Raw genomic sequence first — 17,194 nt, 5'->3', positions numbered from 1 at the left:
GCTGTCTTTAATGCGATAACCTAAACAAAAACAATGAAACAGCACAAATTACTAGTTTCAATACTCCTTCTCAGTTGCTTTTTTTTCAGTCAAGGGCAAGATAATCAAGTGCAAGACGATGATGGGTACATTGAATTTAATGATAGAAGAAATGTAGTACATGGGGTGTACCTCGGGGTTGGCACCTATTTTGGCGAGATTGATGGTGAAAACACCTATCATGGCCATTTTAAAGTGGCCTATGTGGCCAACAGACAATTTGAAGTTGGTTTTGCTGCAGTTGGATTTTATTCGCAGCAGAATTTTCAAGATAGCAATTTTGAAATCTTGGATTTAGCAGGAGCATATGGAGGGTTACATATAGAACCCATTTTATTTGGGCAATCAAAAATCAACCTATCATTTCCTTTGCTTATGGGAGCTGGTGCAGTGGTATATGTAGAAGACGACTATCGCCGTGAGGTAGATATTGATTTTGACCGGAGTGACTGGAATGAAGTCTTTGTTTTGGAACCAGGACTTAACTTATTGTTTAATTTTTCTAGATATGTGCAATTAGAGGCAGGCATGCGCTATAGATTTTCAAGTAAAATCGATTTAAGGCCAAACAATGTAAAGAACATCAATGGTTTTTCTGCTGGTTTTGGAATTAAAGTGGGTGTCTTCAATATGGGAAGAAACCGATATAAAAAACACTTGCGCAATGAATAACAAATCAAAAAACAACAATCAGTCAATAAACAAAGGTCTATCATCAAGACATGTTTTTTCAGAAAATGGAGCTGTATTCGTAAGAAGTTCACAGCATTTAGAATCTGAAGAATGGTCCGCCATAAATTTCTTTTGGATTCCGGTTTTAAAACTGGAAAAAGATCTTCGCTAACCTAGTTCCATACACCATGAAAAAAATCAAAAAAACTTGTATTATAGCTGCCTTTGGTTTGGCTATGGCCTCCTGCTCTTATGAAACCATTAGAGTATCTGAGGAAATAGTCACTCTAGAATATGATTTTGATGATATTACTGCATTGGAAGTAGCAACGGACTTTAGGGCATATGTTACTTTTTCTGAAACCGAGGAGCGTGTACGTATTGAGGCAAATGATAATCTAATTGAAAAAATCAATGTATATAAGGATCGGGGACGGTTAGTGGTAAAATTGGATAACAACTTACGGATAAAGGGAAGGGAAACACTTAATCTGTTTGTTACCACCCGAAACATTTCAGATTTTAAAGCTTCATCAGACGCCTCCATTTTTTTGGATTCTCCTCTTGCTACAACCACCGTAGCTATTGAATTAAGTTCCGATGCTTATTTTGAGGGAGACATTACTGCAAATAATTTTGAATTAAGAGCCTCATCAGATAGTAAAGCGAAGCTCTACCTTAAAGCAAATGATGCCTATATGAATCTTTCGTCTGGGGCAGATTTAGATGGAGAATCAGATGTTGAGAAAGGTGTTGTGAAATTATCTTCCGACGCTGTTTTCGATATGATAGGAAATATAAATGATTTGGAAGCTACGCTTTCCTCTGATAGTGAACTTAAAGATTATGGATTGCAAGTGAGCAATTTGGAGATTTTCCTATCCTCAGATAGCGATGCATACCTTACTGTTTCAGAAACCATTGACGTTACTGCCAATTCAGACAGTAGACTTTTTTACAAAGGGGATGCAGAAATTATCAGACAAGTATTGTCCAGCGATGGGAAGGTGATTAAAAAATAAGATTTTCGTATATTGATAGACACGAGTTACACTTGAAAAATATTTATTTCTAATCTGAATGAAATGTCTAAGAATGAAAAAATAATGACACTTCACCCGGAGGGGAAAGCTGGTGTTAATATTCTTAAAAGGCGGTACGATTTTATTAAAGACTTTATAGTAAACACTATTGCGGAATACGGAACAATAACCTTTGAAAGTTTAGGAGATAAGGCCGTTGAGGAATTGACGGATAAGTTTGACGGCAAAGTATTGTGGTATATTGTTACTGTGAAATTGGATTTAGAAGCTCGGGGAATTATTGAACGTATTCCTAAAACAAGTCCGCATCAACTGCGCATTAAAATCAATTAAAAGAGCACCCACAAAACCTTAAAAACAACAAATAGCTTTGCTCCTATTCCTTTTCTGAATAATTTTATCAAAAATCAGATGCTATGGCTACATCCGGAAAGCTTGTGGACGCTTTTTATCTTTTTGATGAAGCCAATCGGCAGGACCCCAATACGGAAGACTTTGGCGGCCAAACGTATCCAAAGGAACTGTTGTACGCTCACCGGATGAGTGATACACTGGGGACATTTGCTCCCAATGCTTCAGAGGCCCTGCAACTTGCTGCACGTTGTCAACACATTTGTAGATGGGAAATCCCTAGGGATAATTACGAACAAAATCGCGCTGGATATTTAAAGTGGCGGCAAGACCTCAAAAAATTTCATGCACAAAAAGCAGCTGAATTATTAAATCAAGCGGGTTATGATCAGGATACAATCGAGAACGTTGAATTCCTTTTACTAAAAAAGCAACTAAAGAAAAACGAGGAAACCCAAGTTTTGGAAGATGTGGTTTGTTTAGTGTTTCTTCAACATTATTTTGAAGCATTTTGTAGTAAGCATCCAGAGGAAAAGATAATCGATATTCTTCAAAAGACTTGGCGAAAGATGTCATCTGAAGGTCAAAAGGCCGCTTTGGAATTACCAATGTCAAAGGAAGCTGTACAACTAATAAAAAGAGCAATCGATAATGGAGCGGAATGAATTATATCCAATTTTTTTAAAGGCATCCCACTTAAATATCCTTATTGTGGGTGGAGGAAATGTGGGATTGGAAAAATTATCATTTTTATTAAAATCCAGTCCTAATGCCACAGTTCAAATGGTAGCTCCTGAATTTTTGGAGGATACTTTGGAATTGGCAAGCAAGCACAAAGTTGAAATTGTAAAAGAGGTGTATCAGGATAGTTTTTTAGAAGGAAAACATATTGTAATTGCCTGTACAGATAAGGTTGAAGTAAATAAAACGGTTTATCTTGATTGTAGAAAACGCAGTATTTTGGTAAACGTGGCTGATAATCCTCCTCTTTGCGATTTTTATATGGGAGGTATTGTGACCAAAGGCAATGTAAAAGTTGCTATTTCTACTAACGGAAAATCTCCTACCACAGCCAAAAGATTACGACAGTTTTTTGAGGATGTGCTTCCAGAAAATATCGATGATCTTGTAAAAAATCTAAACGAGTATAGGAAAACCATTAAAGGTGATTTTGAGGATAAAGTGGAGGCCTTAAATGAATTCACCAAGAGTTTGGTCCATAAAAAGGAATAGGTAATGAAGATTAGGATTAAGGGAAATTCAATTCGATTTAGACTTACGAAAACAGAGGTAGAAACCTTTTGTAGAGATGGTGTTTATACAGAGCAGACTTGTTTTGACAATAGCACATTTAACTATCAGCTCACTGTAAAACAAGGAATTATGGGTTTGCAGGCCGAATTCCAAAATAACACTATAACACTGCTTGTTCCAAAAGAGGTTGCTACTGTTTGGGCTGTAAGCTCAAAAGTGGGCTACGAAAATACTATTACAACAAAAGAAGGTGCACAATTACATCTGTTGTTGGAAAAAGATTTTGTTTGTATGGATCAAACCACTGAAGATCAATCGGATAATTATCCAAACCCTAAAGCTAATCTACAATCATAAATCACAGAGACTACTGTTATTATAAGCGTTTCATTGCATCCATTAGATCTTCCTTTTTCCTTGGAGATAAACTCACGTGCATATCGTTGCTCATAATAATATAACCACCATCAGACTTAATGTATTTTTTCACCTCATTAAGATTAATTAGATAACTATTGTGTACTCGCATGAATTGCTGATCGGATAACAGATTTTCATATTCTTTAAGATGCTTACTTACCAAAAGGGAGTTTTTGTTTTTAAGGATAAAGGATGTGTAAGAACCATCCGCTTTGCAAATGATAATATCCTCAATAGCTATAAACTCCATGCCAGCTGTTGTTGCAAGACAAATTTTTTCTTGCTTGTTGGACTCTCTTGCCAAGCTGTGCATGAGCGTATCAATTTGTTGTCGATACACATTGGTATCCATTCGGTTTCTAGCTTTTTCCACCGCTTGCTGAAGTTCATCTAGGTCAATGGGTTTTAACAAATAGTCCAAAGAGCTGAATTTTATAGCCTTTATGGCATATTTTTCAAAAGCTGTGGTGAAAATTACTTCAAAGTTGGGGTCCTTGATTTGGTTGAGGACATCAAAACCCACTCCAGATTGCAGCTCAATATCCAAAAATACTACGTCCGGACTAAAAACAGAAAGTACTTTAACGGCTTCAGCTACAGAGCTTGCTGTTGCAATAACTTGTACGTCTTTGCAGAATTCTTCTAATAAGGATTTTAATGTTTCCCTACTGTGCTTTTCATCTTCTACTATTACCACTTTCAAAATCATACTGCCGTTTTTAATATTTCAAAAATTCTTATAATTACCGTGGTCCCAGTTGGATTGCCATTGAGGTCATACCTGTCTACAATCTCAACACTACTTTTTTCGGTATTGTATTTTCCCAATAATTTAAGTCTTTTCTCAGTTATTTCCATGCCTCTGGATTTTATTTGTTTTTTGATTATTGATTTTTCGTTTTTAGATGCTATTCTACCGATACCATTATCTTCTATTTCACAAATAACACCATCGACATATTTTTTAAAATTAATGTTAAGAATACGCTTTCCATACTTTTTGCCCATAAGACCGTGAATGATTGCATTTTCAACATAGGGTTGAATTAGTAGAAGTGGAATTTCCACACTATCAGTGTCCCAATCTTCTTCAGTGTTTATGCTATAAACAAACGTTTTGTTGAAACGGAGAGACTCCAGTTCCAAGTAAGAAAAAAGTAGTTTTATCTCGTCTGTAAGTGTAACCCTTGTTTCAAAGGAACTTTCTAAAATATTTCTTGTAAGTCTGCCGAATTTAGATAGGTATTTAACCGCAGAAACTGTGTCGTTATTTAATATTAAATGTTGAATGGAGTTTAGGGAATTAAAAATAAAATGAGGGTTCATTTGAGCTCTTAAGGCACTAATTTCCTTAATCGAAACTTGATTCTGAAGTTCTAATTTTTCTTCGTAGTCTATTTTAATTTTATACACCAAACCCAATGAAAAAATAATAACTTCTAAAAGGGACCCTACCACCATGTAATATCTGTTAAGCAAAAACAAAAATAATAAGGCTCCCGCCATATAAAGAAATGACCCAAGCACTATAAAAAGGGCTAGCTTATCTTTTGCTTTGAGTATAAGATACCCCATTGATAAGATACCAAAAATTGTCATAAACAGTCTTTGAAAATCTAGAATTTTAAGATGTATGGTGTAGTATCCTAATAAGTAAGTTATTCCATCTAAAACAACAACTGCCAATAATGTATAAATAACAAAACACATTATTTTATGAAGCTTGGGGTACGCCTTTTTTGATTGTAAGAAGTGTGATGCAAAAAGCACGTAAAATAGATTTATCAAGACCTGGGAAATGGCAATCACCCAATGACCGAGGAAAGTGTCAAAAAAAGCTATGAGGTCCGCATGTTCTATTTCTGGAAAAATGAGGTAAATAATAGAGCAAAGTACGTATAACGAATAATATAAAAATTCCGTTCTTCTGGAATAGATAAAGATGGTTAAAAAGAGAAAAAAAGCGATGGAGCATGCACCCAAATAAAGATAATCTTTGGCTAACTGACCAGCATAAGAATTAAAATAAGTGCCATTGAATAATTGGCTGTCTTCATCTGAAATAATATCAATTTTCCAAGTATTGATATCTTGATGATATGTAATTAGATGAGCTTTAATATAAAGATATCTATCATCAATTAAATTTTGTTTTTTAAATAGAATTTCATGGGAATGGAGTTGAGAATTTCTCTGTTCATATGTATCGAATTTTCCAAATCCCTTTTGTTTTAAGGAGTCGTTTTCAATATAGAAGAGTTGAGCCTTACCAAAGGACGGGGTAACCAAACGCCATTTTTCGCTTTTCTTTAGAAAATCCAGATTATTTACAAAATCCAACCTTATCCAATAGATGTCTTTGGGCTTCCTCAATTTCAAATAAGTTGTTTGAGGTTCAAATGGGTAGTTTGCATTTAAAATTGAGGATAATTCTAAGCCAGGATCATTTGTTTTAAAAACCGCAAAAGGAATAGTTTTGACATGTTGCTCTTTGGTTGTCTGTGCATTTAGATTGGAACCAACCGAAAAAAATAGACCCAAAATCCAGAAAATATATGCTTTTTTCATATGCAATTTGGATTAGTCTGGAGTGAATAGATTCCCTTTGAACTTTTTAGGATGGTAGAGCAAATATATTGGACAGTGAACTTGCAATATAGTTTTCCTAATTTGTTCTCGAAGTAGGCTCCTATGGCAACATATTTATAAATGAAATGCAGTTGTATGTTCATTGGTGTAATTGCTTAAAATGTTTTTCCACAAACTTTGTACTGGGGTTGGGTTATGAATGATTTTATGTATTCCAGTTATATCAACGGATTACGTATTTCTCGAAAAATAATATGAGCCTTCTATTTTTTGATGTTTCCTAAGTTGGCCATGGATACAAAAAAGCTGCAGCGTTTTTAAGCCATTGTACTCAAAGGCAAACTTTTAGTCTAAACCTGAAAAATCGGCACATTTCTTCCGAACAAATGCTTCTAAATTATTTTCAACTAGGTTTTAATATAAATGGGGGAGAGAATGAAATTACTTTAAACCAGAACTAGAACTTGGGCTATTTTTAATGCTATAAAAATGGTTTTAATTCGAGCTTCATGCTGTTCAAAAGTCTAAAAATGAGAAAGACCATTGTTGTGCATACTAACAATTATAAATTTTGAAAGTAAATACATAAGTAAAACTCGCCATGTTCTTTTCTTGCATGGCCTATGCACAGCATAACCCCATACTTGCTTTAGGCTTTTTTAAAAAAGTACTTATGGCGAGTTTGTGATATATGGAAATCCATAATTAGTTGCAAATCAGCATGTCAGATTAGGCTGCATTGTCATTATTTTCATAAAGAGAAAATGAACAAATTTCGCTGTGATTATCATAGTAGTTAACCATGAGAACTGATGTGATTTCATTATGTTATTTTTTAGAGGTTTATACTGTAAAATTAGCTGCGAAAGCAATAATCTATTGTTGTGAGTTGATATACGATCATTCTCAATTGATATATTGCCTCTATGGGTTTATATGCGAGAAACAACAAGTGATATCTTTTTACTAAGGGGTACAGTTCTTTTAATATTTTGTAAGGTTTAAAGAATAAATTATGAAGAGAGGTATTACAAAATCAAATTGTTTTGTGCTCTGTATGCTTTTTATAGAAATAATTGAACTTAAGTAAGTATCATTTTCATTTTTTTTGATTATAAACCTGAATCTCTAGAGTAATTTGGCAATGTTTTCCTCTATGGATGTTTTAGAAAGAAGTTAGATAGGAATGTCATTTACCTAAACTGGTTAAATACCTCCTTAGTCTGTTATTTGAAAATGGACTAATTTGACTCGAAAAGGAAGATAGGAACTGTTCCTAAATGTAGAATGAGGTTCCTATAGAGGAACCTCATTCAATAAAAATAATAAACGAACACTAAAAGTTTTAAAATAACCAACCTTTTAACCTGTAGAAGACAGTTTTGGGGTCTTTATGTTTTGAATAGGTTGTTGTTTATTTGACGCCCTAAATGTTATGGCATTATTTAAGGGTTCTGTAAAATGTCCTTTAAAATCAATAGCGGCTATATTGCTAAAATACCCTAGAATATCCTCATAGTTGTTTATGTTTACTCCTGCCTTTTGAAGACCTTTATGAATAGTTGATTTATTTGGTTTAGCACCCCAATCACCATAAATTCTTTTATCTCTTGATTTTATTATGAGGATTTTAAGCTTTCTTACATGCCAAGCAGGCACATAAAAGTTAGAAACCCCATCAGTTAAGGATTTAAAGGTGACATATACTTTACCGGTATTTTTATAGACACCTGCTGTATAACCCAATGAGGCATTATTTAATGGTAATTTAAGACATGTCTCATCGGATTCTAAATAAAAAAGAATAGGATTATTGTATAATACTTCTTCTGTAATTTGAGGTACATTCAGACTAAAAGACCAACCAGGTAATTGATTTTTTAAATCAAAAGAAATGAGTTCTACGGTGTTTGGGCTCAGTGCAGAAGAACATTCTCTGGCCGCCTCGATCATTGAATAGGATTTATTGAACAAATAAATGGGGTAACCTATAATTACGGCGGCACATATTAAAGTCCAAATAATGGTTAATAAATGCATAAGTATTGTTTATGTTAAAAATTTGGGAACATTTTCATAACTCTAAATAACTCATTTACAAGCAAAAAATATGGGCCGAATAGACAAATGCCTCATTTTAATTGATGGTTACATTCTCATCGATAAAATGCACTTATCATGGATGAAATACTATCCATACTTCTTTTAATTAGATAAAAGATTTCAATACGCGTAGCACATTCTGGTATCAATATGATTTCTACATTCCAAGGATTCGCAAGGTAAAAGCTCCTGTTAGGTGTAAGATTATTTTATGTTGATGAATAACCGTTAGGAATTAACATTTTTTATTTCATCCAAGTTTTCCAGTTGTTCCACTACATTCATAACATCGTAATTAGCAATTTTTCTCGTACTGTAACTTCTTTTTATATGGTTTACATAGCTATGTATCTCTAGAGTATAATAGTTTTCAAGTTCAAAGATAGAATCGTCTATCATCTCAGTACTTTCGTTTATTTTTCTTCTGCCATATGATCGCGCATGATAAACAATCTTAAAATGATTATTCTCTTTGTCCATCCAATCTATAGTTACTTCTATAAAATCGTCCATACGTTCCCTGAGTCTATAGGTCGCCTGTTTTGGGATTTTTCCAAATTCATATTCAGATTTTACTAGATTTAAAATCCACTTTTCAAGAAAATTATCTTTCATATTAATTTAATATTTAGGTGTTCTGGTTTAAGTCTTTAAAAGACTTTTGATTTTATTTTTTATGAGGATGATGATGTTTCCAGTTTAATCGACCTAAGGTTGAGTTAGGGCTTTGTGCTCTGCATGAAAGGCTTGTGCTAAAACCTAGTGGTTCTTGGAAACTTTTATATTGAAGGTTGATGACATTGTCTGAGGCGGGTTTGTTTTGGACAATGTGTTGGTTTGTTCATGCAGTACTTTTAATTTTTTTTCAACGTTTATTCCATATGTAATATTTTTTTTAACCAATTAATAGTACTTGTTCTTGCATTTGAACTTTGTTCAAGGCCATCTGTATCAAAACCGTGACCAACATTTTCATAGAGATTAAGTTCCACAGGGTTTCCCTTATCCATAAGCAAATCCACCATGCATAAGGTGTTTTCTGTAAGGTAACCATCGGCAGGTATCTGATACAACACTGGAGCATAAACCTCATAAATATTGTCTTCTATAGCATCCGAATCACAAGGGTTTCCACCCCAATAACCGTGGGCAAAAGAACCACCGTAGTAGAAAACTCCCCCTGCATAACCCCCATCTGTTGGGATTTTTGGTGGAGCTTTAACCCCAGTTGAAATAGTGTATTCAATATCATCGAATTTTTGAGTCCAATCCCAATTTGATGGCGTTGAGTTTGAATCATAAAGTGTAGCAGCAACCGCACCTGCTCCATCGGAAAATCCAAGAGCGGCAATATCCTTGGATCTTACAATTTTGGTTCCATCACTAAACTGAAGATTTCGCAAAAGTGTTAAAGCAGCGATGGCATGCCTGGGACGTATAAATTGTGTGCTCAATGCAAAAGTTTCAGGAGGGGTATCCCACTTTCCAGACTTTGTTGTAGCTCCAACCGGGGTATAGCTGTCAACATAAGCACCTACAATACAGTTGTTGTCAAATATTTCTCTCCATTCACGATTTTGACTGGACATGATTCCACCATCTATATCGTCATTTTTCCACATTCCCCCTGATCCATGTAATAGAACAACAGCCGGAAAACTTGTATTGTTACAATCTTTTGGAATGGATAAATAAATAGGAACTTTTGTATTTTCTACAACTACATGCACAATGGTATCTGTAGTAGTTGGGGAGATTTGAACTGCATCACCTTCCGCAACAGATAAAGACGAGTTGTCATCTGGTCCGCATGATGAACAATAAAGTGTAATACCTAAAACCAAAATTCGGTATAATGTTCTAGACGTTTTGGGACATAATTTCATAAGTGTTAAGATTAAATGGTTTATTAATAAGTACATGTACAATTAGAGATGCCTTGAAAAAGGTCTATTCCAACAGTAACAACATGGGTTCCTTTGGAATACCCCAATATTTCGTTCATTACGACTTGGTAAGAGTATCCAAAATAAAAATCACCCTTTTTAAGTCCTACAATTGGAGCTATGTAGAGAGGATTGCCTGGCTGATCGTTTAAAAATCGGTAGGTAATGCCTGCATAGTAGTAATCTAAAAAATCGTACCACCTAAATTTGGTATTCACATCGGTGACCGATCTGCCGTCATTTTCAAAATATTGAAAAAATACAGAAGGTTCAATTTCAAAATCATCCCTTTTATGTCTTCTATGTTTGTAACCGGCATAGAGATAATAATTACGTAAAGTATTGGGTTCAAAAATGGGGTTGAATTTTTGAAAATTCTTATTGAGAATATTTCCCACGTTTAGACTTAAATAAAAGCCCCCTTTACGATACAATGTCCCCAAGTCAAAATTAGGATTACTGGAAGCGCGATCATCTACAACGGCCTGATCATTATTATTTATAAAATTTTGAATGTCTATTCTAAATTGGTTCAAATTGAAAGAAAAGGCCATAGAGAAAAAGTGATTTTCGTATTTGTCAATGGTTAAATGATGAGCAAAAGAAACCTTACCACCGCGTTGTTTTGTTTCTCCATTGGAGTCATTGTACAAAACCATACCAATACCAGATCGGTTACCCAATCTCACATCTGCAGAAAGCGATTGTGTATCTGGGGCATCTGCAACACCAACCCACTGTGTAAGCCCGTTCATTCTAACCTTTACATAGTTGCCAATGCCTGCATAAGAAGAAGACATTAAAAAGGGATTATCAGATAGGTATTGTGAAAGCTGCGGTATGGTCAACTCTTGAGCCTTTACAGAGCATAAACAAAACAGGATTAAAAAATATATTACGTTCTTCATTGTTTCTTCTATTTTATCTATACAGCGCAAAAGTTCCAACATAGCTGCGCCCGGTACCATCATTCATTTCAATGATGTACCAATAATTACTGGCTGGGAGGGTGCTCGATTTGTAATTGCCGTCCCATCCATGGTCCAATGCCCCAAAGGCCTTTATTTTTCTGCCATATCTATCAAAAATCAAGGTTTGCATTCTGGGGTAGTATTCAATATTTTTTGGCTTCCAGAGATCATATTGCCCATCATTGTTGGGGGTAAAAAAGTTTGGGATTTCAATATCGATGAACTCCATAGCAATGTTTTCTATTGTTTCGCAACCTTTGCTATCTATTACTCGCACTTCATAGGTGCCACTTTCGGCTATATAAAAAATAGGTTCTGATCTTTCTTCTCCATTAAAAACATAGGTGTAGGGAGGAGTACCACCATAAGTGCTTGCGGTGATTTCATTAATATGGGTATTGGACAAAGAAAGTTCCAACTGTATTAAATCGGCTACTTCAAACGCAATGGTTTGTATGCACCCACTAGTATGAAGTATGGATAGGAAATGGTTTCCCACGGACATGTCTATAAAATTTGGATCAATTATATGGTCGTTCGGATCTGTAGAATCCAGAGCATAGAGCACATCCGAAGACACCGTGGGGTCTTGCATCTCAATATGAAGCACGGACGAAGGCAAACTTTCTGCACAACTATAAATTGGTTCCACAATAGCGTCAAGGTTAGGACCTCCGTCCTCAACCTGTATCGTTTGACTTGCTTCACATCCATTATTGTCAATTACTGTGACCACATAATTGCCTGGAGACAGCCCGTCAACAACATAGTTATTGTCATTCAAAATGGCTGCTGGCATAGTAGAGATACGTACGGTAAAAGGCGCGACTCCCCCATGTATTGATAACTGCATCTGACCATCTTCAGCCCCAGAACAAGATTCGTTTTCTGTGGAAGAAGTAATGGAAAAACGATCAACAGTTATTTGGTGTGCTACATCAATAAAGTTGCCCGAAGTATCCGTGACCCTATAGGTACGCGTTATGGTTTCCGGATCAAAATTTCCATCGGAAACCTCACCTAAATAGTGCACAGATTCAACCCTACAATTATCCGCTTCGTCAATAACAACCAATGGATTGGGGGCGGGTACTTCGTCACCACACTGAACATGAATAGCCATTGGGTCAGTGGCTGTAGGATTTTCGTTATCAACCTCATAATAGAAACTTTGATTAACAATAAATTGAGCACCCCATGATGTCTCAACTTGATATGAGTGACTTACAAATGGTTCGAGAACTTGACTGAAGATTGTGACCTCTCTAACAGATACATTTTGTACGCCATAACAAGGATAATTACTATAATGGTCGTATACTCTCATTGGATCTGGCTCAGGAATATCCTCTAAGCAGGACACATAAACGTATGGCATTTGTGAGTGATTTGGACCATCGAAAGTGTCCCCTAAATGCCGATTAATTGTTATGCGTTGTTCTATATCTATCGCATTGCCTCCAACATCAATAACTCTATAGGTTCTAGTGATAAGTTCGGCGATGTATGGATCGTCTGGAAACTCTGAGATATCATTAACCCAAACCACACTTGCAATCCCACAATTGTCAGTTTCTCCGGTAACAACAGAAGTGTTATAATCCGGTACTTCCTCATGACAAAAAATATAGATGTTATTTAGTTCATTGGCCGTAGGCACCTCAGTATCTTCTATGGTAATGATCTGTTCCACGTCCACAAAATTGTCAGATGAATCTTTGATGCGATAGGTGCGGGTAATAATCTCGGGATTGGAGCCTCCATCCGAAACATCATGCAACCACTCCACGTTGTCCACTCCGCAGTTATCGGCTTCATCTTCCACTACCAAAATATTGTAATCTGGAACATCACCAATACACTGCACAAAAATGGGGTCAGGAGTACTGGCCGTAGGGGGTTCAACATCGCCTATGGTAACCGTAAAGCTTTGCTCATCCGAGCAAAAACTATTTTCATCATAGGCATAATAGGTACCTGAGGTATTTGTAAACGCCTCTCCAGGGTTATATTGCGTTCCCGTACCTCCGGGGCCGCTGTAATAGGATACATTATCACTAATATTGCTTCCTTGTATAACGGGGAATGGGTAGGATTCTCCGCAGGTTATAACATCATCAATGGGGTCTAACTCAGGTGAATCATAACGGGTAATGATATGTTGCACATCAACAAAGTTTTCCGAGGTATCAGTTACCCTATAGGTACGTATAATGGTCTCTGGGTCGGTCTGTCCATCTGAAACCTGATTCACCATAGTAATGTTCTCTACCCCACAGTTATCTGCCATGTCATTGACCACTTGTGAATTTGAGGGCGGTAATGTCCCACAAACCATAGTGGGATTAGGGTTACTTGCAGTGGGGTTTTCTGTATCGTCTTCAACAATGATCGATTGTTCAACAGGTTCGTAAGGGTAATTGGGATTGGAATAATAAACACGATAAACTCTGGGAAAAGAATTATAATTCCAAGGCCCATCCACGTCGAATTCTACACTTGTTGCTCCACAAGCTTCAAAAATATCCAGAATCTGTGATGGGTCGGGCTCCGGAATATCATCCAAACATTGCACATATATGGGTGGGGCAAGATGATTGGAAATGGGATAATTATAACTAATATGGTGGTTGACATCAATAAAATTTTCCGCAAAATCGGAAACCCTATAGGTACGAGTTATAATTTTATGACTTCCAAACTCCTGTGTGGTTTCTGAAAAAAAAGAAACGTTGGCTATGCCACAATTGTCATCCGCGTCAATGACCATACTTGGGTTTACCTCGGGAATTTCTTCATAGCAATCCAAATTAAGAGATTTAGGATTACTGGCCGTAGGTGGTTCAGTATCTTCCACGGTAATGATCTGTTCCACATCGGTAAAATTGTCAGATGAATCTTTGATGCGATAGGTACGGGTGATGATCTCGGGATTGGAGCCTCCGTCCGAAACATCATGCAACCACTCTACGGTGTCCACGCCGCAGTTATCGGCTTCGTCGGTCACAACGGAGATATCATAATCTGGAACATCACCAATACATTGTACATGTATGGGTTCAGGAATACTGGCCGTAGGGGGTTCAATATCCCCAATGGTAATGGTAAAGCTGACTTCGTCAGAGCAGTTGCCATTATCATCATAGGCATAGTAGGTGCCAGAGGTGGTAATAATTGCTTCTTCAGGGGTATACTCAGTGCCAGAACCATCTGGACCACTATAATAAGCTTCGTTACCACTAAGGTTGCTTCCTTGAATAGCGGGCAATGCATAGAAATCAAGACCACCGCAGAGTTGAACGTCATCAATGGGATCTAACTCAGGTGAATCATAACGGGTAATGATATGTTGCACATCTACAAAGTTGCCCACCTCATCTGCCACGCGATAAGTACGGGTAACGGTTTCTGGATTGTTCATTTCATCAGAGACTTCTTTGACCATGGTAATGCTGTCCACGATACAGTTATCGGTAGCGTCAGTGACCACTTCAGAATTTGATTGGGGTAGCATACCGCAGACAACTATAGGTTGCGGGTCACTGGCTGTGGGTTTTTTCGTGTAATCCTCTACCGTGATAATCTGATTTATCAATACATATCCATAGTTTAAAAAATTAACTCGGTAAATTCGATCAAAAGAATTATGAGACCATGGTGCGTCCATTCCATATTCTACGCTTATTGCCCCACAAGTTTCAAAAACATCTAGAATTTGAGATGTATCTGGTTCAGGGATATCTGCCAAACATTGTATTTCTATAGGTGGGGCATAAGGATTTCCATAAGGAGAGAAATGATAAATATTATGCTCTACATCAGTGTAATTTCCACTAAAATCGGAAACTCTATAGATACGGGTTATAATTTTTCGATGATTATCCTCTTCTTCATCTTCTAAGATTAAAGAAATATTGGCAACACCACAATTGTCATTCCCATTGGTCACCACATTGGGGTCTGCTTGAGGAATCTCTTCATAGCAAGCCAAATTGAGAGATTTAGGATTACTGGCCGTAGGTGGTTCAGTATCTTCCACGGTAATGATCTGTTCCACATCGGTAAAATTGTCAGATGAATCTTTTATGCGATAGGTACGGGTTATGACCTCGGGATTGGAGCCTCCGTCCGAAACATCATGTAGCCATTCCACGGTGTCCACGCCGCAGTTATCGGCCTCATCAGTAACGACTGCTGGGTTGGGGTCTGGGACTTCAAAAAGGCATTCGACTTCTATATCCGGAGGATTACTGGCGGTCGGGTTTTCAGTATCGTTGTTACAGTTGTTTATGGAGAAACCAAAAGCTGGGCTATCAATAAAACTAGATTCAGCTAAAAGCATAGAATTATCTGTATAGCTAGTGCTAGATTCTGACCAAAATTGTAAAACGGTCAACACTCCCGCTAACATTATTAAGAAGCTTAGGTGCTGTAAAAAAAAGACAGTCCTTTTTGTTATTCTCGTTTTCATGTTATCTATACAATGTAAAATGTCCAACATATGCTCTTTCGGTACCATCATTCAATTGTATGATGTACCAATAATCTCCAGAGGGCAATGCTTTGCCTTCATAATGTCCATCCCAGCCATCATCAAAAGGCCCCATTATTTTTATTTCTCTTCCATATCGATCGTATATAATAGTTTCCATATTGGAAAAAGCTTCCGTGTTTTTAGGTTTCCAACTATCGTTTTGTCCATCATTATTTGGAGTAAAGAAGTTTGGAGTTTCTAGTTCCAATAAATTAAGGGATATGGTTTCAAAACTTTCACAGCCATTGCTGTCAACAACCCTTACAAAATGAGATCCACTTTCTGTTATTGAAAAGATATTATTGTTGGTCGCCGGCCTATCATTAAAGAAATATGTATATGGTCCCGTACCTCCTGTTACCGTTGCGGTGATTTCATTGATATTAGTATTGGCCAGACCTAATGTTAACGGAGCAATAGTGTCAATCTCAAATGGAATGGTCTCCATACACCCATTAACATGAAGGATGGACAGAAAGTGATTTCCCGGATTTATATCGGTAAAGTTTGGACTCAGGACAAAATCATTCGGATTTGTGGAATCCAAAGCATAGAGTACATCTTGCGCTACCGTAGGGTCCAATAATGTAACATCGAGCATGTTGGTAGATACTCCAGAGTCGCAATCATAGGTTGGATTTACTATAGCACCAAGGTTGATGCCTTCCGTTTGAATTTCAAAAACTTGATTAACTGAACAGCCATTGCTGTCTGCTATAGTTAGTGAATAATTACCTGCTGCCAATCCATCAATTATAAAATTATCATCCACAAAATTGATAACCGGATTGGAATTAAGGCCTACTTGATACGGGCCTATACCATTTTCTATAGAAATACTGATTGAGCCGTCATTGGTTTCCAAACAAGAGTCATTTTGAATACTTGTAACGATTGTTAACTGGTGGATTGTTAACTCAAAACTGTTGTCCACCGCTGGGCAGGTTCCGTTAGCGGGGCTGAAGACGTGGAGGGTGGTGGATGCGGGGATGATGTCCCCTGCGGAGAGTGCGTTGCCCCCTCCGTTGGGCGCATCGAAATAGTTGCCGTCGACAAGGGGCGGCAGTTGGTAGGCTCCACAGTTGTTGACGTCGTTGGGGGCATCGGCGACCACGGGGGCGTCAATGTTGATGTCGAAGGTGTTGTCCACCGCTGGGCAGGTTCCGTTAGCGGGGCTGAAGACGTGGAGGGTGGTGGATGCGGGGATGATGTCCCCTGCGGAGAGTGCGTTGCCCCCTCCGTTGGGCGCATCGAAATAGTTGCCGTCAGATC

The 17,194-nt window shown here is 37.1% G+C and carries 15 protein-coding genes; 7 read left to right on the top strand and 8 right to left on the bottom strand.

Annotation, left to right across the window (positions count from 1 at the left end):
- The first annotated feature begins 33 nt into the window (after positions 1 to 33).
- The 7 genes from FVB32_RS03105 to FVB32_RS03075 all read left to right on the top strand — a co-directional run bounded on the left by FVB32_RS03105 (position 34) and on the right by FVB32_RS03075 (position 3,716).
- The gene (locus FVB32_RS03105; RefSeq protein ID WP_147741119.1) at positions 34 to 711 is read left to right on the top strand and encodes a hypothetical protein; all 678 of its coding nucleotides are present in this window, start codon (positions 34 to 36) and stop codon (positions 709 to 711) included.
- Entirely contained in the window at positions 704 to 883 is a 180-nt protein-coding gene (locus FVB32_RS03100) for a hypothetical protein (RefSeq protein WP_147741118.1), read from the top strand. The genes FVB32_RS03105 and FVB32_RS03100 overlap by 8 nt, the downstream gene beginning before the upstream one ends.
- 16 nt (positions 884 to 899) lie before the next feature.
- Positions 900 to 1,733 (top strand): GIN domain-containing protein, encoded by an 834-nt coding sequence (locus FVB32_RS03095; protein ID WP_147741117.1) that lies wholly within the window; start codon positions 900 to 902, stop codon positions 1,731 to 1,733.
- Positions 1,734 to 1,796: 63 nt separating this feature from the next.
- The gene (locus FVB32_RS03090) at positions 1,797 to 2,087 is read left to right on the top strand and encodes a DUF6958 family protein (RefSeq protein WP_147741116.1); all 291 of its coding nucleotides are present in this window, start codon (positions 1,797 to 1,799) and stop codon (positions 2,085 to 2,087) included.
- Positions 2,088 to 2,170: 83 nt separating this feature from the next.
- Positions 2,171 to 2,770, top strand: a complete 600-nt coding sequence (locus FVB32_RS03085) for a DUF4202 domain-containing protein (protein ID WP_147741115.1) — start codon at positions 2,171 to 2,173, stop codon at positions 2,768 to 2,770.
- On the top strand, positions 2,757 to 3,338 hold the full coding sequence (locus tag FVB32_RS03080; RefSeq protein ID WP_147741114.1) for a precorrin-2 dehydrogenase/sirohydrochlorin ferrochelatase family protein: 582 nt from the start codon (positions 2,757 to 2,759) through the stop codon (positions 3,336 to 3,338). Before FVB32_RS03085 ends, FVB32_RS03080 begins: the two co-directional genes overlap by 14 nt.
- Positions 3,339 to 3,341: 3 nt before the next feature.
- Positions 3,342 to 3,716, top strand: a complete 375-nt coding sequence (locus tag FVB32_RS03075; RefSeq protein WP_147741113.1) for a DUF7009 family protein — start codon at positions 3,342 to 3,344, stop codon at positions 3,714 to 3,716.
- A 19-nt stretch (positions 3,717 to 3,735) separates the two neighbouring features.
- Here FVB32_RS03075 and FVB32_RS03070 read toward each other — a convergent pair whose 3' ends face one another.
- The 8 genes from FVB32_RS03070 to FVB32_RS03035 all read right to left on the bottom strand — a co-directional run.
- The gene (locus tag FVB32_RS03070) at positions 3,736 to 4,488 is read right to left on the bottom strand and encodes a LytR/AlgR family response regulator transcription factor (RefSeq protein ID WP_147741112.1); all 753 of its coding nucleotides are present in this window, start codon (positions 4,486 to 4,488) and stop codon (positions 3,736 to 3,738) included.
- The gene (locus FVB32_RS03065; protein ID WP_147741111.1) at positions 4,485 to 6,347 is read right to left on the bottom strand and encodes a sensor histidine kinase; all 1,863 of its coding nucleotides are present in this window, start codon (positions 6,345 to 6,347) and stop codon (positions 4,485 to 4,487) included. Before FVB32_RS03065 ends, FVB32_RS03070 begins: the two co-directional genes overlap by 4 nt.
- A gap of 1,383 nt (positions 6,348 to 7,730) precedes the next feature.
- The gene (locus tag FVB32_RS03060; RefSeq protein WP_147741110.1) at positions 7,731 to 8,408 is read right to left on the bottom strand and encodes a hypothetical protein; all 678 of its coding nucleotides are present in this window, start codon (positions 8,406 to 8,408) and stop codon (positions 7,731 to 7,733) included.
- 291 nt (positions 8,409 to 8,699) lie between these two features.
- Positions 8,700 to 9,086, bottom strand: a complete 387-nt coding sequence (locus tag FVB32_RS03055; protein ID WP_147741109.1) for a hypothetical protein — start codon at positions 9,084 to 9,086, stop codon at positions 8,700 to 8,702.
- Between the two features lie 257 nt (positions 9,087 to 9,343).
- Positions 9,344 to 10,357, bottom strand: coding sequence for a dienelactone hydrolase family protein (locus tag FVB32_RS03050; protein ID WP_147741108.1), 1,014 nt, complete (start codon positions 10,355 to 10,357; stop codon positions 9,344 to 9,346).
- 23 nt (positions 10,358 to 10,380) lie between these two features.
- Positions 10,381 to 11,325 carry a PorP/SprF family type IX secretion system membrane protein gene (locus FVB32_RS03045; RefSeq protein WP_147741107.1) on the bottom strand — a complete coding sequence of 315 codons (945 nt, stop codon included), beginning with the start codon at positions 11,323 to 11,325 and terminating at the stop codon, positions 10,381 to 10,383.
- 13 nt (positions 11,326 to 11,338) lie between these two features.
- Complete coding sequence (locus FVB32_RS03040; RefSeq protein ID WP_187269485.1) at positions 11,339 to 15,859, bottom strand: T9SS type B sorting domain-containing protein; 4,521 nt, start codon at positions 15,857 to 15,859, stop codon at positions 11,339 to 11,341.
- Between the two features lies 1 nt (position 15,860).
- A partial coding sequence (locus FVB32_RS03035) for a T9SS type B sorting domain-containing protein (RefSeq protein ID WP_147741105.1) occupies positions 15,861 to 17,194 on the bottom strand: 1,334 nt, incomplete at its 5' end.

Origin of the sequence: Flagellimonas hymeniacidonis (assembly GCF_008040165.1) — a bacterium.
GTDB classification, from domain to species: Bacteria; Bacteroidota; Bacteroidia; order Flavobacteriales; family Flavobacteriaceae; genus Flagellimonas; species Flagellimonas hymeniacidonis.
The sequence above is the reverse complement of the archived record's forward strand: the minus strand, read 5'-3'. Positions and strand labels throughout refer to the sequence as shown.

Bases quoted from the DNA above. Each gene is read 5' to 3' on its own strand.
- FVB32_RS03050 (WP_147741108.1), bottom strand. From the start codon at position 10,357: ATGAAATTATGTCCCAAAACGTCTAGAACATTATACCGAATTTTGGTT.
- FVB32_RS03075 (WP_147741113.1), top strand. From the start codon at position 3,342: ATGAAGATTAGGATTAAGGGAAATTCAATTCGATTTAGACTTACGAAA.
- FVB32_RS03080 (WP_147741114.1), top strand. From the start codon at position 2,757: ATGGAGCGGAATGAATTATATCCAATTTTTTTAAAGGCATCCCACTTA.
- FVB32_RS03040 (WP_187269485.1), bottom strand. From the start codon at position 15,859: ATGAAAACGAGAATAACAAAAAGGACTGTCTTTTTTTTACAGCACCTA.
- FVB32_RS03095 (WP_147741117.1), top strand. From the start codon at position 900: ATGAAAAAAATCAAAAAAACTTGTATTATAGCTGCCTTTGGTTTGGCT.
- FVB32_RS03055 (WP_147741109.1), bottom strand. From the start codon at position 9,086: ATGAAAGATAATTTTCTTGAAAAGTGGATTTTAAATCTAGTAAAATCT.
- FVB32_RS03060 (WP_147741110.1), bottom strand. From the start codon at position 8,408: ATGCATTTATTAACCATTATTTGGACTTTAATATGTGCCGCCGTAATT.
- FVB32_RS03090 (WP_147741116.1), top strand. From the start codon at position 1,797: ATGTCTAAGAATGAAAAAATAATGACACTTCACCCGGAGGGGAAAGCT.
- FVB32_RS03105 (WP_147741119.1), top strand. From the start codon at position 34: ATGAAACAGCACAAATTACTAGTTTCAATACTCCTTCTCAGTTGCTTT.
- FVB32_RS03065 (WP_147741111.1), bottom strand. From the start codon at position 6,347: ATGAAAAAAGCATATATTTTCTGGATTTTGGGTCTATTTTTTTCGGTT.
- FVB32_RS03100 (WP_147741118.1), top strand. From the start codon at position 704: ATGAATAACAAATCAAAAAACAACAATCAGTCAATAAACAAAGGTCTA.
- FVB32_RS03045 (WP_147741107.1), bottom strand. From the start codon at position 11,325: ATGAAGAACGTAATATATTTTTTAATCCTGTTTTGTTTATGCTCTGTA.
- FVB32_RS03085 (WP_147741115.1), top strand. From the start codon at position 2,171: ATGGCTACATCCGGAAAGCTTGTGGACGCTTTTTATCTTTTTGATGAA.
- FVB32_RS03070 (WP_147741112.1), bottom strand. From the start codon at position 4,488: ATGATTTTGAAAGTGGTAATAGTAGAAGATGAAAAGCACAGTAGGGAA.